Annotated in this window: 14 protein-coding genes; 4 read left to right on the forward strand and 10 right to left on the reverse strand. The window is 67.7% G+C overall.

Annotated elements, in window-relative coordinates; translation table 11 throughout:
- The first annotated feature begins 143 nt into the window (after positions 1-143).
- Positions 144-2693 (forward strand): PAS domain S-box protein, encoded by a 2550-nt coding sequence (locus DES47_RS22170; RefSeq protein ID WP_166652123.1) that lies wholly within the window; start codon positions 144-146, stop codon positions 2691-2693.
- A gap of 10 nt (positions 2694-2703) precedes the next feature.
- Here DES47_RS22170 and DES47_RS22175 read toward each other — a convergent pair whose 3' ends face one another.
- From DES47_RS22175 to DES47_RS22195, 5 genes are all read right to left on the reverse strand, one after another.
- Positions 2704-3927, reverse strand: a complete 1224-nt coding sequence (locus DES47_RS22175; protein WP_341800640.1) for an FtsX-like permease family protein — start codon at positions 3925-3927, stop codon at positions 2704-2706.
- Positions 3928-3929: 2 nt separating this feature from the next.
- The gene (locus DES47_RS22180) at positions 3930-4598 is read right to left on the reverse strand and encodes an ABC transporter ATP-binding protein (protein ID WP_133702954.1); all 669 of its coding nucleotides are present in this window, start codon (positions 4596-4598) and stop codon (positions 3930-3932) included.
- Positions 4595-5017: a hypothetical protein gene (locus DES47_RS22185; protein WP_133702955.1), complete on the reverse strand. Its 423-nt coding sequence runs from the start codon at positions 5015-5017 to the stop codon at positions 4595-4597. Before DES47_RS22185 ends, DES47_RS22180 begins: the two co-directional genes overlap by 4 nt.
- Positions 5018-5024: 7 nt before the next feature.
- Entirely contained in the window at positions 5025-6326 is a 1302-nt protein-coding gene (locus DES47_RS22190) for a M20/M25/M40 family metallo-hydrolase (protein ID WP_133702956.1), read from the reverse strand.
- 139 nt (positions 6327-6465) lie between these two features.
- Positions 6466-7539 carry an NAD(P)-dependent alcohol dehydrogenase gene (locus DES47_RS22195; RefSeq protein WP_133702957.1) on the reverse strand — a complete coding sequence of 358 codons (1074 nt, stop codon included), beginning with the start codon at positions 7537-7539 and terminating at the stop codon, positions 6466-6468.
- Positions 7540-7673: 134 nt separating this feature from the next.
- Between DES47_RS22195 and DES47_RS22200 the strand changes: the two genes are divergently transcribed.
- A complete protein-coding gene (locus tag DES47_RS22200; RefSeq protein WP_133702958.1) occupies positions 7674-10319 on the forward strand; it encodes a cation-translocating P-type ATPase in 2646 nt (881 codons plus the stop codon).
- Here DES47_RS22200 and DES47_RS22205 read toward each other — a convergent pair.
- Positions 10312-10998 carry a PEP-CTERM sorting domain-containing protein gene (locus DES47_RS22205; protein WP_133702959.1) on the reverse strand — a complete coding sequence of 229 codons (687 nt, stop codon included), beginning with the start codon at positions 10996-10998 and terminating at the stop codon, positions 10312-10314. The two genes, DES47_RS22200 and DES47_RS22205, sit on opposite strands and share 8 nt — an antisense overlap.
- A 207-nt stretch (positions 10999-11205) precedes the next feature.
- Between DES47_RS22205 and DES47_RS22210 the strand changes: the two genes are divergently transcribed.
- The gene (locus DES47_RS22210; protein ID WP_133702960.1) at positions 11206-11757 is read left to right on the forward strand and encodes a cysteine hydrolase family protein; all 552 of its coding nucleotides are present in this window, start codon (positions 11206-11208) and stop codon (positions 11755-11757) included.
- A 32-nt stretch (positions 11758-11789) separates the two neighbouring features.
- Here DES47_RS22210 and DES47_RS22215 read toward each other — a convergent pair whose 3' ends face one another.
- The 3 genes from DES47_RS22215 to DES47_RS22225 form a co-directional block, all read right to left on the reverse strand.
- The gene (locus tag DES47_RS22215; protein WP_133702961.1) at positions 11790-12131 is read right to left on the reverse strand and encodes a PRC-barrel domain-containing protein; all 342 of its coding nucleotides are present in this window, start codon (positions 12129-12131) and stop codon (positions 11790-11792) included.
- Between the two features lie 161 nt (positions 12132-12292).
- Positions 12293-12502 (reverse strand): YMGG-like glycine zipper-containing protein, encoded by a 210-nt coding sequence (locus DES47_RS22220; RefSeq protein WP_133702962.1) that lies wholly within the window; start codon positions 12500-12502, stop codon positions 12293-12295.
- Between the two features lie 132 nt (positions 12503-12634).
- A complete protein-coding gene (locus tag DES47_RS22225; protein WP_243748431.1) occupies positions 12635-13117 on the reverse strand; it encodes an Lrp/AsnC family transcriptional regulator in 483 nt (160 codons plus the stop codon).
- 298 nt (positions 13118-13415) lie between these two features.
- On the opposite strand from DES47_RS22225, the gene DES47_RS22230 reads away from it, so the two are divergent.
- Complete coding sequence (locus DES47_RS22230) at positions 13416-16985, forward strand: indolepyruvate ferredoxin oxidoreductase family protein (protein ID WP_133702964.1); 3570 nt, start codon at positions 13416-13418, stop codon at positions 16983-16985.
- Here DES47_RS22230 and DES47_RS22235 read toward each other — a convergent pair.
- Positions 16969-17886 (reverse strand): LysR family transcriptional regulator, encoded by a 918-nt coding sequence (locus tag DES47_RS22235; protein ID WP_133702965.1) that lies wholly within the window; start codon positions 17884-17886, stop codon positions 16969-16971. The two genes, DES47_RS22230 and DES47_RS22235, sit on opposite strands and share 17 nt — an antisense overlap.
- Positions 17887-17927: the final 41 nt, after the last annotated feature.

Genomic DNA, 17927 nt, shown 5'->3' on the forward strand with positions numbered 1-17927 from the left:
AGGTCGACGGCTCGCTCCGCAGGGAGCCGGCTTTTTTCCCTGGCCCTGGGCGGCCAGCGGCGGCTGGGCTACAGTGGCCCATGCCCTCAGCGCCCCCCGCATCCCCGTCCAGGCCGTGGCATACGCCACCGGCGCGGCGCCCCATGCGGCGCACGCTGATCCTGTTCGCTGCCGCGGTGGTGCTGGTGTCCGGCGCATTGCTGGCGAGCTCCCTGGCCTATCTGCGTGGCCAGGCGATCGCGTCCGGCGAGCGCTTGACGGCCTCGCTGGCCCAGGTGATCGAGGAGCAGACCTCACGCACCGTTCAGACGGTCGATCAGCAGCTGCAACTGGCGGCCAACCGGCTGACGCAGCTCGAGGCCTCGGGCGGCCTCAATGAGGCTTCGGCGCGCACCGTGTTGCGCGAGCAGCTCAAGGATCTGCCCTTTCTTCGCGCGATGTGGGTGCTCGACGCTCAGGGCCGCATCGCCTTTGATTCGGACACCGGCAATATCGGCGTCGATCTGTCCCAGCGTGCCTATGTCCAGGCCTACCGTACGCGACCGGACGCCGGTTTTCAGCTCGGTGCACCCATCCTCAGCCGGACCACCGGCACCTGGCTGATACCCGCCACCCGACCGCTGAGACGCAGTGATGGCAGCATCGAGCGGCTGATCGTCGCGGCGATCGAGCCACCCTATTTCGACAGCCTCTGGCGAGGCCTTGAAGTGGGCGACGGCGGCTCGGTGACGCTGTTCCGAAAGGACGGCACGCTGATGATGCGCAGTCCCTTCGATCCTGCCAGCATGGGCAAGACCTTCGGCGATGCCCCGATGTTCCGCCTCTGGATGAAGGGCGCCAGCAACGGCAGCCTGCAGCGGGCCAGCGTCGTTGACGGCCGCCCGCGCCTCTTTGCCTACCGCGCCCTGTCGGTGCAACCGGAACTGGCCGTCGTGGCCGGCCAGTCGCTCGATCTGGTGCTGGCGCCCTGGCGCTGGCTGGCCACCGTGGCCATCGCCGCTTGGGCCGCCGCCTGCGTCGCCGTGATCGTGATGGGCGTCTTTCTCGACCGCGCCTGGGCGGCCAGCCGGCGGGCCGAGCACGAAGCCAGCGAGACCGCACTGCGGCTGTCGCTGGCGACCGATGCAGCGACCATAGGCGTATGGGACTGGGACACCCGCCAGGCCACCCAGTGGTATGCCACGCCGACCTACTTCACGATGATGGGAGATCCGCCGCTGACGGACTTCGGCACGCGCAACGAGTGGCTGGAGCGCCTGCACCCGCAGGACAAGCAGGCCGTGGTCGAGCGCATCGCCGCCGTGCTTGCCGGCAGCGATGTGCCCTACCACTACGAGGCGCGGCTGCGTCATGCCGACGGCAGCTACCGCTGGGTCAGCGTCACCGGTCAGGTGCTGGATCGCGACGAGCACGGCAAGCCGACGCGGATGATGGGTGTGCGCATCGACATCACCGAGCGCAAGCAGACGGAGGACGCGCTGCGCAACAGCGAGGCCCGCTACCGCGAGCTGTTCTACAGCAACCCCCAGCCGATGTGGGTGTTCGATGACGAGACCCTGGCCTTTCTGGCCGTCAACACGGCGGCGGTCGTGCACTACGGCTACAGCGAGGCCGAGTTCCTGTCCATGACGATCGCCGACATGCGTCCCAGCGAAGACCGTGCCGCCCTGCTCAATCGGGTGGCAAGACCGGCGGAGGGCCTGCACAACGCCGGCCTGCACACCCATCTGCGACGCGATGGCAGCCGCATCCTGGTCGAGATTTCCACGCACTCGCTGGACTTCGGGGGCCGACCTGCGCGACTGGTGCTGAGCCGCGACGTGACGGAGATGAAGCGCGCCCAGCAGGCGCTGGAGGACTTGAACCACCAGCTCGAGGCCCGTGTCGAGGCCCGCAGCCGCGAACTCGAGCAGACCATGGCCCAGCTGCTGCATGCGGAGAAACTGGCCGCCCTGGGCAGCCTGGTGACCGGCATGGCCCACGAGCTGAACACCCCTATCGGCAATGTGCTGGTCGTGGCCTCGACGCTCAAGGCGGATGTCGTGCGCTGCGGCGAGCGACTGCTGGCGGGCAGTGCCCGCCGCTCCGAGGTCGCGGCCTGGACCACCAGGCTGAGCGAGGCCGGCGAAATGATAGAGCGAGAGGCCGCCCGCGCCGCCAAGCTGATCGCCGACTTCAAGCTGGTGGCCGCCGGGCCCGAAAGCGCCAAGCGCCAGGACTTCGCCTTGCTGGGCCTGGTCGAGCGGGCGCGGCAGCACCTGCCGGCGCTTGAGGCCGGAGGCCCGCACAGGGTGCAGATCGAGGTGCCCTCCAACATCCGGATGGACAGCTTCCCCGACGCGCTGGAACAGGTCCTGGTCAATCTACTGGGCAACGCCCTGCTCCATGCCTTCAGCGCCACCCGCCCGGGCACCGTCCGGGTCGTCGCGGAGCCGGACGGTGACCAGGTCGTGCTCCGTATCGAAGACGATGGCTGCGGCATGGCCGAGGACGTGCTCAGGCACGTCTTCGATCCGTTTTACACCACCCGTCTGGGCCAGGGTGGCAGCGGGCTGGGGCTCTACATCGTCTACAACCTGGTCACCGGACTGCTGGGCGGCAGCATCAAGGCGGAGAGTTCGCCGGGCCAGGGCACGCACTTCGAGATGCGGTTGCCACGGACGGGCGGCCCGCAGCCAGTTGGCAGCGATTGAGCCGGCTTGCTCAGTAGTCCTTCATCGCCTGGGCCAGCGGCACGGACTGCAGGCGCCAGGCCGGCAGCGTGGCCAACAGCAGGCCGATCACCAGCATCGCCAGCGCCATCAGCAGCTCGGCCTCGCCCAGCGCCGGCTGCAGGGCCACCCCGGTGTTGCGCGCCAGCGCCGCGCTGACGGCAAACGACAGCGCATAGCCCCCCGCCAGCCCCAGGGCAACGCCTGCGACCATCAGACTGGCGGTGAAGCCCCAGGCGATGGCGAACACATAGCGGCGCGGCGCGCCGAGCGCGCGCAGGGTAACGAACTGCGGCATCAGCAGCCGGAACAGTATCAGCACGCTGGCGATGATGGCCAACAGCACCAGCGCCTGCGTGACCAGGGCCAGCAGGCTCATCAGCTGGCGCATATCGCCCAGCACGGCATAGAGCTGCAGCAGCGCCTCGGCCGGGAAGAAGGCCATGGACTCACGGCCGGTGTAGGCGCTGCGCAGCTGGTAGGCCTGGGCCAGCTTGGGCGTGTGCAGCACGGCGGCCGGAATGCCCGGCGTGTGGGCGGCATCGAACGGCGGGCCCAGCTGGGGCGAATCGGGCGCATGGCCGCTGGGCAGCTTGTGCATCGCCCAGACCTGCTCGACCGGTGCCAGCACCGCGCGATCCCAGGGCGAGCCGGTGGGCCGCATGCGGCCGACGACGGTCAGCAGCGCTTCGTGAGCGTCCAGCGCATCGTCGCCGCCCTGCGCCTCGCCGCCGTGATGCACGCCATGGGCCGGATGGAAGCGCTCGCCGAGTTGCAGCGGCGAGGCGGCGCCGACGACAACTTCGTCGCGGGTCGCGAACCCACGGCCCTCGGCCAATCCACCCGACAGATGCTCGACCAGCGCAGCCGTCACGCCAACCACCGCCTGGCCGCGATGGCTGTCGCCAAAAGCCAGCGGCGAGACGAAGGCGGCACGCGTTTCGTTGAGCAGCTTGGCGCTCAGCTCGGGGCTGAGCAGCTGGCTGCCGCCGGGACGCAGGAACATGGCGGTCAGCAGCGCATCGGTGCGGCTGCCCGGTGCGGCGACGATCAGGTCGAACCTATCGGCGGCCTTGGCACTGCCCGAGCGCAGCGCTCGCTCCTGCGACACGATGGCCACGGCCAGGCTCACACCGGCCGCGACCAGCAGCACGAAGGCCAGCGCGCTGTAGCGGTAGCGGCTCAGCGCGGCGCGTATCACCGGCCAGGGATTCATGCTCACGACAAGACCCGCCCCGACTTCATCGTCAAAACCTGATCGGCCCGCGCGGACAGCCGCTCGTCATGGGTGACGGTGACCACGGTCTTGCCCTGCCGGGCGATGTCCTGCAGCGCCGCGGCAATGCGCTGGCCGTTGTCGGCGTCGAGGCTTGCGGTGGGCTCGTCGGCCAGCAGGATGGGTGGGTCCAGCAGCAGCGCGCGTGCCAAGGCCACACGTTGCTGTTCGCCGCGGGACAGTCGCGCCACCGGCCCGGCGCGCTGCGGCAGCTCGAAGCGCGCCAGCAACTCCATGCCGCGCTGGCGCAGCGTGGTCGGCAGATGCAGGCGGCTGAACTGCGCCGGCAGCAGCACATTGGCCAGCGCGTCGAGTTCATCAATCAGCCGGAAGTCCTGGAACACCATGCCGCAATGGGCCAGGCGCCAGGCATCGCGCCGGCCCTCGCTCAGGCGGTTCAGCTCGACCTCGCCAAACAGGATGCGGCCCTGCTGCGGCACGACAATGCCGGCCAGCGCATGCAGCAGCGTCGTCTTGCCCGAGCCCGAGGGGCCGACGACGGCAGTCAGCTGCCCCGGCGCAAAGCTTGCGCTGACGTCCTGCAGCGCCTGGATGGCCACACCGCCGGCATCGGCGAAGCTGGCGCTGACCGAATGGGCAGCCAGCATCATGGCCGCTGGTAGCTGGCGTCGGTCAGGCGCACGCGGCTGACGAAGCCGGTGGCCGCGTCGGTCTGCGGGCCTATCTCCAGCCGGCCCACGACCTGTATCAACTCGCCAGGCCGCACCGCCTCCTGGCGCTTCTTCATGCGCACGAAGATGATGGTGTCTATCCACTGGTCCTCGGACGCGCAGAAGGGGCAGGTCTCGACCGGCGTGTTCGACAGCACGAAGAAGTCAGACTCGACCTTCAGGTGCGGCGCCATAAAGCCCTGGATGGTGACCGGCTTGCCGGCCAATTTTTTGGCCAGATCGGAGAAGCTCAGGTCGGGCTTGTACAGCTCGAACATGCGGATGCGCGGCGGTGCCTGGGCAAGCGCCGCCACCGGCAGCAGGGCCGCCGTCAGCGCAAGGAGGCGACGCCTCAGCATGCCGGCATCACTCCATGCCCGTGACGGCCAGCACGATGCTCAAGGAGGTCTGAATGGCCTTGACCATGGGCTCCTTCTCGACATCGATCCACTCGTCCAGCGAGTGGGCGCGGCCGCTCTTGTCCGGCGCGCCGCGGCCTATGGTGATGGCCGGGATGCCCAGGTTCATCGGCATGTTCGAGTCGGTCGAACTCCACTGGTAGCCGACCTTGTAGCCGCCGGCCTCGATCGCCGCCTTGGCGTACTGCACCAGCTCGGACTTGGCGTCGGTGTTGCCGGCCGGGCGGTCGCCGATCAGCTTGGCTTCGACGGTGATCTTGCCCTCCTTGATCGAACGGGCGAAGTTCTCGCCGTCGGCGGCCTCCTGCATGATCTTCAGCATGCGGTCTTCGACGCGCTTCAGCTCGGGCACCGACTCCGAGCGCATGTCCACCTCCATCCAGCTGCTGACCGGGATCGAGTTGACCGAGGTGCCGCCACCGATCAGGCCGATGCTGTAGGTCGTCTTCGGCGTGGCCGGCACCTGGATGCGCGAGAACTCCACCGCCGCCTGGCCCTGGGCAAACATCGGATTGACCAGACCGAAGGCGCCGAAGCTGTGGCCGCCGGGGCCGTTGAAGGTGACGCGGTAGCGCTTGGAGCCGACACCGCCATTGGTGATCATGTTCACGCCGCCGGACTCGACCGAGAAGAAGCTCTTGATCTTGTCCTTGTAGGCGCCCTTGGTGAACAGATGGCGCACGCCGCGTAGATCGCCCGGACCCTCTTCGCCGACGGTGCCGACGAACAGGATGTCGTCACGCGTCTTGATGCCGGCGGCCTGCATCGCGCGCACAAAACCCAACAGCACCGACAGGCTCATCGTGTCGTCGCCGACGCCGGGCGCATAGAGCTTGGTGCCCTGGCGCTTCACGGTCACATCGGTGCCGGGCGGAAACACGGTGTCCAGGTGGGCAGAGACGACGACGAACTTGCCGTCGCCGCGCGTGCCCTTGCGCAGGCCCAGCACATTGCCTTCCTCGTCGATCTTCACGTCCGCCAGGCCCACGGCCTTGAGCATCTGCTCGAAGGCCTTGGCGCGCACTTCTTCCTTGAATGGCGGCGCCGGAATCTCGGTCAGCTTGATGCCGTCTTCGACGATGCGGCCATGCTCCTTGTCTATGGTCGCGGCGGCGGCCTTGAATGCCGGGCTGGCGAGGATGCGTTCGACCTCGGCCGCCGGATTGGCGCCCTGGGCAGAGGCCGGGGCGCCAAGAAGCGCGGTGCTGGCGGCCAGGGCCAGCAGGGACAAGCGTGCTGCGATTTGCATGGATCGATCTCTCGGGGTGTGGGGAGTTCGGTCCAGTGTATCGAGCAACGGGCGTCCAAAACGGTGCGCCGAGCACGGTCCGGCACGCCGGTGCGGTAACCGGCATGCGAGGGCGATAGGCGATGCCTTGCGCCGCCGCTCAGGGCGTGATGGCCACTTTCAGCACACCATCGCGCTGGTGGCTGAACAGATCATAGGCGGCCTCGATATCGTCCAGCTTGTAGCGGTGCGTGACCATCGCGCCGAGATCGATGCGACCGCTCTCGATCACAGACATCAGCCTTCGCATGCGCTCCTTGCCGCCCGGGCACAGCGTGGTGATGATGCGATGGTCGCCCAAGCCGGCGGCAAAAGCGCCGAGCGGGATGTGCAGGTCGGTCGAGTACACGCCGAGGCTGGACAGCGTGCCGCCCGGCCGCAGCACGCGCAGGCAGGCCTCGAAGGTCTGCTGCGTGCCCAGCGCCTCGATCGCCACGTCAACGCCGCGCCCGCCGGTCAGCCGCAGAATCTCCTCGACCGGGTCGCATTGGCTGGCGTCGATCACATGATCGGCGCCCATCTGCGCCGCCGTCTGCAGGCGGCCGGCCAGCCGGTCCACAGCGATCACCACCGCGGCGCCACTGAGCTTGGCCCCGGCCGTTGCGCACAGGCCGATCGGGCCCTGGGCGAACACCGCCACCACATCGCCAATGCGTATCTCCGCTCGCTCGGCGCCGCTGAAGCCGGTGGACATGATGTCGGGGCACATCAGCACCTGCTCGTCGCTCAGCGCATCGGGCACCGGTGCCAGATTGACCATCGCATCCGGCACCAGTACGTACTCGGCCTGGCAGCCATCGATGGTGTTGCCGAACTTCCAGCCGCCCATGGGCTTCCAGCCATGGGCGGTGCCGGCGCCGTCCTGCGAGCAGGCGCCGCACAGGCAGGCGTTGCTCCAGCCGCTGGGCGTGATGGCCCCCGCGATCACGCGCTGCCCCTCGCGATAGCCGGTGACGGCGCTGCCCAGCTTCTCGATCACGCCCACAGGCTCGTGGCCTATCGTCAGGCCCCGGGCTACCGGGTATTCGCCCTTCAGGATGTGCACATCGGTGCCGCAGATCGTGGTCGTGGTCACGCGCATCAGCGCGTCCAGCGGCCCGACATCCGGTATCGGCTTATCCTCCAGCACGATACGGCCGGGCTCCACAAATACGGCTGCTCTCATCAAGGTCATGGCGCGCTCCTGTCCATTGGAACGACCATTCTTCGCCGCGATCGGGCCGCGCGCCTTGCGAACGATCAAGCCAGAGGCCGCAAGGTCGTCGCATCATGGCCACGGCAAGTCGGCTTCCTGCCGACAAGTCCTGCATGAACAGTCACCCACCCGCAACACCCTGGCACGAACTCGAGGCCCAGCACATCGCCGCCCAGCATGGCGTTGACCTGGGCCTGGGCCTGCCCCATGCCGAGGCGCTGCAGCGGGCCGGGCAGCACGGCCCCAACGAGCTTCAGGCCAAGGCAAGACCCGGCCCCTGGACCCTGCTGGTCGAGCAGTTCAAGGACTTCATGGTGCTGGTGCTGCTGGCCGCAGCCGTGATTTCGGGGCTGATCGGCGACCTGACCGACACACTGGTGATCCTGGTCATCGTGCTGCTCAACGCCGGCATCGGCTTTGTGCAGAGCTGGCGCGCCGACCAGGCCATGGCGGCGCTGCAGCAGCTTGCCGCAGCCCAGGCCACCGTGCTGCGCGACGGTCAGCCGCAACTGGTCGCAGCGAGCACCCTGGTGCCGGGCGATGTGGTGTTGCTGGAGGCCGGCAACCAGGTGCCGGCCGATCTGCGCCTGTTCGAGATTGCACAACTGCATCTGGATGAATCGGCGCTGACCGGCGAATCGGTCACCGCCCCCAAAGCCGTCGCGCCGCTGCCCGCCGGCGAGGCCGCAGCCCAGGCGCTGGGCGACCGCCTCAATATGGCCTTCAAGGGCACCACGGCCACGCGCGGCCGGGGCCGCGGCCTGGTGGTGGCCACCGGCATGCACACCGAGCTGGGCAAGGTAGCCAGGCTGCTCGACGGCGCCGATCGCAGCACCCCGCTACAGCAGCGCCTGGCCGCCTTCGGCAAGCGACTGAGCATTGGCGTGCTCATGATCTGCGCGCTGATCTTCGGCGTGGGCTTGCTGCGCGGCGAGCCGCCGCTGCTGATGCTGCTCACCGCCATCAGCCTGGCAGTGGCGGCCATTCCGGAGGCGCTGCCCGCCGTCGTCACCGTGCTTCTGGCCCTGGGCGCGCGGCGCATGGTGGCGGTGCAGGTGCTGGTGCGCCGCCTGCCGGCGGTGGAGACCCTTGGCTCCGTCAGCACCATCTGCTCCGACAAGACCGGCACGCTGACGCAGAACCGCATGCATGCCGAGCTGGTACTGGCCCAGGACGAGCGCTGGGTGCCCGGCGATGCAGCCGTCACGCCGATGCAGGCGGAAACGCTGCGCGCCGCGGCGCTGTGCAATGACGCCCGCCCGGCCGAGGCCAATCCGGATGAATGGACCGGCGACCCGACAGAAACCGCCCTGGTGCTGGCCGCCCTGTCGGCAAAACTGGACAAGACCCGGCTCGATGCCGAGGCCCCGCGCGTGCAGGAACAGCCCTTCGACTCCGAGCGCAAGCGCATGACCACCTTCCATCGCAGCGGAGAGCACTTCGTGGCCTACACCAAGGGCGCGCCCGAGTCGCTGCTGCCCTGCTGCACCGCGCAGTGGACGCCGCAGGGCCCGCAGCCGCTGGACGCCACCGCGCTGCTCGCAGCGGCCGAAGCGCTGGCCGCCCAGGGCCTGCGAGTGTTGGGCCTGGCGCGTCGCGATCACCCGCAGTTGCCCGACACCAACTCGATAGCCGCGGTGGAAAGCGAGCTGCACTGGCTGGGCCTGATCGCCCTGATCGACCCGCCCCGCCCCGAGGCCAAGGCCGCCGTGCGCGATTGCATCAGCGCCGGCATCACGCCGGTGATGATCACCGGCGACCATCCGGCCACGGCCGTGGCCATCGCGCACCGGCTCGGCATCGTGAGCGATGCGAACGCCACTGTGCTGACCGGCCAACAGCTGGCTGCGATGGACGAGGCCGCCCTGCGGGCGCAGGTGCTGCAGGTGCGCGTCTATGCCCGCGTCGACCCGGCGCAGAAGATTCGCATCGTCGAGGCGCTGCAGGCCGGCGGCCAGTTCGTTGCGATGACCGGTGATGGCGTCAATGACGCACCGGCGCTGAAGCGCGCCGACATCGGCGTGGCCATGGGCCGCGGCGGCACCGACGTGGCCCGCGAGTCCGCCAGCCTGGTGCTGCTGGACGACAACTTCGCCAGCATCGTCGGCGCGGTGCGCGAAGGTCGGCGCATCTACGACAACATCCGCAAGTTCGTGCGCTATGCGATGACCGGCAACTCGGGCGAGGTCTGGACCATTTTCCTGGCGCCGCTGTTCCTGCTGCCGATACCGCTGCTGCCGATCCACATCCTGTGGGTCAATCTCGTCACCGACGGCCTGCCCGGCCTGGCCCTGGCCGCCGAACCGGCCGAGCCCGGCCTGATGCAGCGCCCGCCGCGCCCACCCGCCGAGAGCCTGTTCGCCCAAGGCATGTGGCAGCACATCCTCGGCTTCGGCCTATTGATTGCCGCCCTGTGCCTGGGCGTGCAGCACTGGGCCATCGCCAGCGGCCACGCGCACTGGCAGACCATGGTCTTCACCGTGCTGACCCTGGCGCAGATGGCCCACGTGCTGGCCATACGCTCCGAGCACCTGCCACTGTGGCGCATCGGCCTGCGCAGCAATCTGCCGCTGCTGGGCGCCGTGCTGTTCACCTTCGCGCTGCAACTGGCCATCATCTACGTGCCGGTGCTGCAGGCCATCTTCAAGACCCAGGCGCTCAGCCTGGGGGAGCTGGGCATCTGCATCGCCGCCGCGGCGGTGGTGGGAGTGGCGGTGGAGCTGGAGAAGCTCTGGCGCCGGCGCTCCCGCCTCAAATGAGGCGGCGCCGCCCAAGCCAGCCGACCAGGGCCAACCCGCCCAGCATCAGCGCATAGGTCGCAGGCTCGGGCACCGGCTCCGCCACCACGGTGATGTCCATCATCGTCACCGTGCCCGGCGAGTAGCCCGCGCTGCGGTAAAAGCTGATGCTCAGCGTCTGGCCCGCCGTCACCGCCAGGTCGTCCAGCGCGAAGCTGTAGCGGTTGGCGTAGTCCTGATGCTGGGCGAAGGACACTGCGGTCGACAGCAGCGTGCTGGCGCCCAGCATGACGGTGACATCATTGCTGCGCTGCAGCGAAGGCTGGCCGTAGTAGAAATAGCCGCTGAGATCGATGGTACCGGTGATCGGCGAGGTCCAGCTCAGCACCGCCTCGCCGGAGCCCCCCGCCCCGTTGAAACCGTCGTAGGAGTGGACCGCGATGTCCGTCCCACTGCCACCCGGCTGCCAGAACACCGGGAGGAAGGCGCCAGTGTTGGGCGAGGGCGCGTAGCCCGCGCTGCCGCTGAGCGGCGCCATCGAGGCCCAGTAGGGCAGCAGGGTGCTGCCGCTCAGGAAGGACCAGGCGCCATTGGGATTGGGGCCACCATTCCAGTCGGCGACCAGACCGTAGGTCGCGGCCGAAGCGGGCAGAGTGGCCGCCAGGGTCAGCGCGGCCAGCGTGCAGCGGGCAATGGACATGGGTTTCTCCTGCGTTGATCGTCAGCAAAGGAGGTCAGCGCCAGCCGCGCTTGCACCCAGCTAAAGTATAGGCATCGGGCCGGCGTCTGTGCATTGCCATCGGTCAACGCGCGGGCGCCCCCCCCCGAATGAAGGGGTAGGGTGAGGGCACAAGCACAATGCTGGGCTTTCACCGCCCGAGCGGACCGGATGCGCCAGGCCCATGCCATGACGAACACCTCGAACGACACCACCGCACTGATACTCATCGACATGCAGCAAGGCATGGCCGCGGCGACCAGCCCGCGCAACAACCCCGAGGCCGAGGCCCGCATCGCCGAGTTGCTGACCGCCTGGCGCGAGCGCGGGCAGCCCGTGGTGCATGTGCGCCACCTGTCGCGCACGCCGGGCTCGCCCTTCTGGCCCGGCCAGGCCGGCGCCGAGTTCCAGGCGCTCCTGGCACCGCTGCCTAGCGAGCATGTGGTGGACAAGCATGTCACCGACGCCTTCGCCCACACGGGTCTGGAGCGCTGGCTGCACCAGCGCGGCATTCGCCGCCTGGTGTTCGTCGGCGTCAGCACGAATATGTCGGTCGAGGCCACGGTGCGCAGCGCCGGCTGCCTGGGCTTTGACTGCCAGGTCGTCGCCGATGCCTGCTACTGCTTTGACCGCCCCGACCTCGATGGCCGCCCGCGCAATGCCGAAGACCTGCACCGCGTCGCCCTGGCCAATCTGCAGGGCGAATACGGGCAGGTCTGTCAGAGCACCGAGCTGCTATAGCTCGGAAGGCTGTAATGCCTCAGAAATGAGTCCTACCAGCCGACGCCGTAGTAGTCATAGACCTTGCGGCCGTAATCGTCGGAATAGACCGGCTCGTTGCTGGACTCATAGCGCGGCGCCTTCTCGAGCTGATCCGCGCCCAGCGGCACGACATAGCCATCGAGCGTGGTGTCGTACTTCAGCATGCTCCAAGGGATGGGATAGCGGTCGGTGCCCATGCCCAGGAAGCCGCCAAACTCCAGCGCCGCATAGCGCACCAGGCCGGTGCGCTTGTCAATCATCAGGTCGTCGATCGAACCCAGCTTGTCGCCGTTGGCGTTGTATACCGAGGTGCCTTCGACCTTGTCAGAGGAAATGACGGGATTGCTGCTCATAGGGAGCCTCCTTGAATGAACGTGGATGAAAGAAACAGACTGCTGCGGACGGTTGGATTCCTGCTGCCTGTGTTCTATTTATGGCCTCGCATCGGCCCGGACTCCATCAGTCCGCAGCCAGACTTTTTGTAGGGCGGGGCCTACGGCCAGGTCTGGACCCTTTACTTCTTCTTGTCGATTTCATTGCCGATCACACCGCCAACGACGGCACCAACGGCCGCGCCGGTCGGGCTGCCGCCCGTGATCACGGCGCCCGCGACGCCGCCAATGCCTGCACCGGTCACCGTGTTCCTGCTCATGCTCGAGCAGCCAGTGCTTGAGATGGCAATGATCAATGCAGCAAATGCGTAGGGAATAGTCGAGCGGTTCATGGGATCTCCTGAGATTGGAGCGGCTACATGGCCGCTAAATCTCAAGGTATCCGAGACCCGGCAGGCACGGAATCGGCCGGCGTCGCATGCTGGTGTAGGACGGCAGGCCGTGGGCTCCAAGGTCTCTCTCTGCTACCTGGGCACCAGATGCGAAAGCGGCATCGCCGCCCCCGCCTTCACCTCGCCCAGCGAGAAGCTGGTGTGAATGTCCTTCACATTCGGCAGATGCAGCAGGGTGTCGATAGAGAAGCGCGAGAACGCGTCCAGATCGGTGGCCAGGACCTGTAACTCGAAGGTGCCCGCCCCGGAGATGTAGTGGCAGGAGATCACCTCGGGCAGCCGGCGGATCGCTTCCTCCAACTCCTTGGTCGCGGCGCCGGTGTTGCGGTCGGCGTCCAGCCGCACGAAGGCGAGCACGCCCAGCCCCACCTTGCGGCGGTCGATCTCGGCGCGGTAGCCGGTGATATAGCCCTGCTCCTCCAGCCATTTGACGCGCCGCCAGGTCGGCGCGGCCGACAGGCCGATGCGGGCGGCCAGCTCGGCGTTGGACAGGCGGGCGTCGAGCTGCAGCTCGTGCAGGATGGCGATGTGGTAACGGTCCAGCGTTTCAGGCAGACTGGCCTCATCGGCGGCGGCCTGCGCATCAGCGCGTGGCTTGGCGCCCGTCAAACTTCTAGTGGTTTGCCCGGTTTTGGGGGTTCTGGATGCCAATCGTCACTCCAAAGTGGTTATTGAGCAAGATTCTTGCGCCAGACCCCATTTTGCAGCCACAGAAAGAAAGCACCCCGCGCAGGCCTTTGCCTACACTCGCGGCACCGCCTTTTTCTTCGTCTGAAGCCGCGCCCCGGTCACAAGCCAGGCCCGTGTCCTCTGCCCGATCTGCCCCGTCTGCTCACTCTCTGGAGCCTCATCGATGAATGCACCCCTGCCCGAATCCGTCCGCCGCGCGCTGGAACTGGTCACGCTGGACGACAAGTACAGCCTCGACTCGGGCCGCGCCTTCATGAGCGGGGTGCAGGCGCTGGTGCGCTTGCCGATGCTGCAGCAGCAGCGCGACAAGCTGGCCGGGCTGAACACCGGCGGCTTCATCAGCGGCTATCGCGGCTCGCCGCTGGGCGGCTATGACCAGGCCCTGGTCGCGGCCAAGAAGCATCTGGACGCGCACAACATCGTGTTCCAGCCCGGCGTCAACGAGGAGCTGGGCGCCACCGCCGTGTGGGGCTCGCAGCAGCTGGATCTGTTTCCGCAGTCGAAGAAGTTCGACGGCGTGTTCGGCATCTGGTACGGCAAGGGGCCGGGTGTTGACCGCACCTGCGATGTGTTCAAGCACGCGAACATGGCCGGCACGGCCAAGCATGGCGGCGTGATCGCCATCGCCGCCGACGACCATGTCTCCAAGAGCAGCACCGCGCCGCACCAGAGCGACCACATCTTCAAGGCCTGCGGCCTGCCGGTGTTCTTCCCGTCGAATGTGCAGGACATCCTGGACATGGGCCTGCACGCGATCGCGATGAGCCGCTTCTCGGGCGTCTGGTCGGGCATGAAGACGATTCAGGAAGTGGTGGAGTCCTCGGCCTCGGTGTCGGTCGATCCGGACCGCGTCAAGATCATCCTCCCCGAAGACTTCCAGATGCCACCCGGCGGCCTGCACATCCGCTGGCCCGATGCGCCGCTGGAGCAGGAAGCGCGCTTGATGGATTACAAGTGGTATGCGGCCCTGGCCTATGTGCGCGCCAACAAGCTGAACCACAACGTCATCGCCACCGCGAACGATCGCTTCGGCATCATCGCCACCGGCAAGGCCTTCAACGACACGCGCCAGGCGCTGGCCGATCTGGGCCTGGATGACGACACCTGCAACCGCCTTGGCATTCGCCTGCACAAGGTCAATGTGGTCTGGCCGCTGGAAGCGACGATCACCCGTGACTTCTGCCAGGGCCTGCAAGAGGTGCTGGTGGTCGAGGAGAAGCGCCAGGTCATCGAGTACCAGCTGAAGGAACAGCTCTACAACTGGCGCGCCGATGTGCGCCCGAACGTGCTGGGCAAGTTCGACGAGGCCGGTGGCAATGAAAGCGGTGAATGGGGCCTGCCCAACCCGAGCGAGAACTGGCTGCTGCGCCCCAAGGCCGACCTGACGCCGGCCATCATCGCCAAGGCGATTGCCAAGCGGCTGAAGAAGCTGGGCGTGGACCGCGACATCGTCAACCGCATGGACGAGCGCCTGGCGGTGATTGATGCCAAGGAGCGCGCCCTGATCGAGCTGAAGACCGACACCGGCGAGCGCGCCCCCTGGTTCTGCAGCGGCTGCCCGCACAACACCAGCACCCGCGTGCCCGAGGGTTCGCGCGCCCTGGGCGGCATCGGCTGCCACTACATGGCCACCTGGATGGACCGCAGCACCATCACCTTCAGCCAGATGGGTGGCGAGGGCGTGGCCTGGGTCGGCCAGGCGCCGTTCACGACCGACACCCATGTGTTCTCCAACCTCGGTGACGGCACCTACTTCCACAGCGGCCTGCTGGCGATTCGCCAGAGCATCGCCGCCGGTGTGAACATCACCTACAAGGTGCTCTACAACGACGCGGTGGCGATGACCGGCGGCCAGAAAGTCGGCGAGCGGGCCGAGGGCCACACGGTGCTGCAGATCATGAAGAGCCTCACCGCCGAGGGCGTGATGAAGCTGGTGATCGTGACCGACGAGCCCCAGAAGTACGAGGGCGTGGCGCTGGAACCGGGCGTGACCGTGCACCACCGCGACACCTTGGACGCGATCCAGCGCGAGTTCCGTGAGATCAAGGGCACGACCGCCATCATCTACGACCAGACCTGCGCCACCGAGAAGCGCCGCCGCCGCAAGCGCGGCACGATGAAGACGCCGGACAAAACCGTCATCATCAACGAGTTGGTCTGCGAAGGCTGCGGCGACTGCTCGGTGCAGAGCAACTGCCTCAGCGTCGAGCCGGTCGAGACCGAGTTCGGCCGCAAGCGCCGCATCAACCAGAACACCTGCAACAAGGACTACTCCTGCGTGAAGGGCTTCTGCCCGAGCTTCATCACCGTCGAGGGCGGCGCACTGAAGAAGGCGAAGAAGGAAGCCAAGGGCGACCTGAGCGCCTTGCCGGCAATTCCAGAGCCCGCGCTGCCGCTGTGCGAGCAGGCCTGGGGCATCGTCGTCGGCGGTGTCGGCGGCACCGGCGTGATCACCATCGGCCAGTTGCTGGGCATGGCCGCCCACCTCGAAGGCAAGGGCGTGGTCACGCAGGACGCCGGCGGCCTGGCGCAAAAGGGCGGCGCGACCTGGAGCCACATCCAGATCGCGAACCGGCCGGATGCCATCTTCACCACCAAGGTGGACACGGCCAAGGCCGATCTGGTGATCGGCTGCGACCCGATTGTCTCGGCCAACAAGTACACCCTGGCGGTGATGCAGCCAGGCCGCACCTTTGTTGCGCTGAACAGCCACGGCACGCCGACGGCCGCCTTTGTCAAGAACCCGGATTGGCAGTTCCCGGGCGGCAACTGCGATGCGGCGATTGCCGCAGCGGCGAGCAAGGAGCTGATCGGCTCGTTCGACGCCGAGCAGGTGGCGGTGCAACTGGTCGGCGACTCGATCTACACCAACCCGCTGATGCTGGGCTACGCCTGGCAAAAGGGCCGGGTGCCGCTGAGCCATGCCGCGCTGATGCGCGCCATCGAGCTGAACGGCGTGCAGGTCGCCAACAACAAGTCGGCGTTTGAGTGGGGCCGTCGCTGCGCCCATGACCTGGGCGCCGTGCAGGCCCTGTTCAAGGCCGCGCAGGTGATCGAATTCGTCAAGAAGCCTGGCCTGGCCGAGATGATTGCCAAGCGCACAGCCTTCCTGACCGACTACCAGGACGCCGCCTACGCCGCGCAGTACACGGCCTTCGTCGACAAGGTGAAAGCCGCCGAAGCGAAGCTGGGCACAGGCGGTCACAACAGCACCAAGCTCAGCGAGGCCGTGGCCCGCTACCTGTTCAAGCTGATGGCCTACAAGGACGAGTACGAGGTTGCCCGCCTGCACACCGACAAGAGCTTCACCGATAAGGTCGCCGGCATGTTCGAAGGCGATTACAAGCTGGTGCACCACCTGGCACCCCCGCTGACGGCCAAGAAGAACGACAAGGGCGAATTGATCAAGCAGCCCTTCGGCCCCTGGATACGCAGCGCCTTCGGCCTGCTCGCCAAGCTGAAGGGCCTGCGCGGCACCGCCTTCGACGTGTTCGGCTACACCGAAGAACGCAAGATGGAACGCGCCTTGATCGCCGAGTACCGCGCCAGCATCGAGGAGGTGCTGCAGGGTCTGAACATCGACAAGCTGGCCCTGGCCTGCGACATCGCCCGCATTCCGGAAGACATCCGCGGCTACGGCCACGTGAAGGAGCGCCACCTGGTCGCGGCTCGCGCCAAGTGGGCGGCGCTGATGGGGCAGTGGCGGGGGCAGGGCGTCAAAGTGGCGGCTTGACGTCCCAGTAGGGCGTGTCGGCATCAAGCCGCGCCGCCAGAAAGTCCACAAACGTCCGCAGCAGCAGCGGCTGGTGGCGCCGGCTGGTGTAGACGGCGTGTACGCCCAGCTGCTCCGGCTCCCAGTCGGGCAGCACGCGCACCAGGGCACCGCTGGCGAGCAGCGGGCCGGCCAGATAGGTGGGCTGCAGGCCGATGCCGGCGCCGGCCAGCAGGGCCTGCAGCAGCACCATCGCCTCGTTGGCACGCAGGCGCGGCGGGGCCAGCGGCACGCTGATGCGCTCGGTGCCGCGCTGCAGAAGCCACTGATCGCTGCCGAAGCGGGCGTGGCCGACGCAGGCATGCGCTGACAGCTCCGTCGGTTCGGCCGGCGTGCCCCGGGCCGCCAGATAGCTTGGTGCCGCGCAGACCACCGAACGGCACACCGTCAGTCGCCGGGCGATCAGGGCCGGGTCGAGCTGGTTGCTGATGCGCAGGGCCAGATCGATGCGGTCTTCGACCAGGTTCACCGCATGCTCCGAGGCAAGCAGTTCGATGCCGGTCTGCGGATGCAGGGCCAGGAACTCGGCCACCGCCGGGGCGATGTGCTGCTGGGCGAACGACATGCTGGCGGTGACGCGCAGCCGGCCGCTGACAGTCTGGTGCCGGGCGCCGGCCACCTGGCGCGTTTCCTCGGCCAGCTCCACCATCTGGCGGCAGCGCGGCAGGGCCTCGGCGCCGGCGTCGGTCAGGCTTAAGCGGCGGGTGCTGCGCTGCAGCAGTCGCGCGCCCAGCCATTGCTCCAGCGCCTCCAGATGGCGGGAGGTCATCGCACGGGACATGTCCAGCGCTTCGGCGGCCGCGGTCAGGCTGCCGCGATCGACCACCTCGACGAATACCTGCATTCCTTTTAGCTGGTCCATGGCCTCTAATATGCTCGATTTATGCAACAAACAGTCTCGTA

It is taken from the genome of Roseateles toxinivorans (assembly GCF_004362525.1).
Classification (GTDB): Bacteria; Pseudomonadota; Gammaproteobacteria; order Burkholderiales; family Burkholderiaceae_C; genus Paucibacter; species Paucibacter toxinivorans.

Coding starts and splice junctions, on each gene's coding strand:
- DES47_RS22200 (WP_133702958.1), top strand. CDS start 7,674: ATGAACAGTCACCCACCCGCAACACCCTGGCACGAACTCGAGGCCCAG.
- DES47_RS22185 (WP_133702955.1), bottom strand. CDS start 5,017: ATGCTGAGGCGTCGCCTCCTTGCGCTGACGGCGGCCCTGCTGCCGGTG.
- DES47_RS22170 (WP_166652123.1), top strand. CDS start 144: ATGCGGCGCACGCTGATCCTGTTCGCTGCCGCGGTGGTGCTGGTGTCC.
- DES47_RS22205 (WP_133702959.1), bottom strand. CDS start 10,998: ATGTCCATTGCCCGCTGCACGCTGGCCGCGCTGACCCTGGCGGCCACT.
- DES47_RS22180 (WP_133702954.1), bottom strand. CDS start 4,598: ATGATGCTGGCTGCCCATTCGGTCAGCGCCAGCTTCGCCGATGCCGGC.
- DES47_RS22215 (WP_133702961.1), bottom strand. CDS start 12,131: ATGAGCAGCAATCCCGTCATTTCCTCTGACAAGGTCGAAGGCACCTCG.
- DES47_RS22195 (WP_133702957.1), bottom strand. CDS start 7,539: ATGACCTTGATGAGAGCAGCCGTATTTGTGGAGCCCGGCCGTATCGTG.
- DES47_RS22220 (WP_133702962.1), bottom strand. CDS start 12,502: ATGAACCGCTCGACTATTCCCTACGCATTTGCTGCATTGATCATTGCC.
- DES47_RS22210 (WP_133702960.1), top strand. CDS start 11,206: ATGACGAACACCTCGAACGACACCACCGCACTGATACTCATCGACATG.
- DES47_RS22175 (WP_341800640.1), bottom strand. CDS start 3,927: ATGAATCCCTGGCCGGTGATACGCGCCGCGCTGAGCCGCTACCGCTAC.
- DES47_RS22230 (WP_133702964.1), top strand. CDS start 13,416: ATGAATGCACCCCTGCCCGAATCCGTCCGCCGCGCGCTGGAACTGGTC.
- DES47_RS22235 (WP_133702965.1), bottom strand. CDS start 17,886: ATGGACCAGCTAAAAGGAATGCAGGTATTCGTCGAGGTGGTCGATCGC.
- DES47_RS22190 (WP_133702956.1), bottom strand. CDS start 6,326: ATGCAAATCGCAGCACGCTTGTCCCTGCTGGCCCTGGCCGCCAGCACC.